Origin of the sequence: Paracoccus sp. JM45, from assembly GCF_003590715.1 — a bacterium.
Taxonomy (GTDB): Bacteria; Pseudomonadota; Alphaproteobacteria; order Rhodobacterales; family Rhodobacteraceae; genus Paracoccus.
Map to the genome: position 1 here is coordinate 1 of NZ_QQVY01000077.1, position 532 is coordinate 532.

The 532-nt window shown below is 57.9% G+C and carries 1 pseudogene; it reads left to right on the forward strand.

Annotated features, from left to right (window positions below):
• Positions 1-66: 66 nt before the first annotated feature.
• Positions 67-532, forward strand: a pseudogene (locus DWB67_RS17805) (IS5 family transposase); the annotation flags it as partial.

A 532-nucleotide genomic window follows, 5' to 3' on the forward strand; every position in this document is an offset into this window, starting at 1 on the left:
CTAGGGTCTAGACCCATTGATTTCATTCCTCTGGCGTGATTCAGGCTTCGCAAGGAGACCTGATCAATGAGCAACTTGTTCTGGCTAACCGAAGCGCAAATGGCGCGCCTTCGTCCCTACTTTCCGAAAAGCCACGGCCGTCCGCGGGTTGATGATTTGCGTGTGCTGAGCGGCATTATCTTTATCAATCGCAATGGCTTGCGATGGTGCGATGCGCCGAGGGAATATGGGCCGGCCAAGACGCTTTATAATCGCTGGAAGCGCTGGAGTGACAACGGGGTCTTTGCCCGGATCATGGTCGGCCTGGCCGCCGAAGGCACCGATCCGAAGACGATCATGATCGATGCCACGTATCTCAAGGCGCATCGCACGGCTTGCAGCCTGCGTGCAAAAAAGGGGGGCGCGGTCGCCAGATCGGCCGAACAAAAGGTGGCATGAACACAAAGCTGCATGCCGTCACCGATGCGAAAGGCAGACCGATCCGGTTGTTCATATCGGCTGGGCAGGTCAGCGACTACACGGGAGCGGCGGC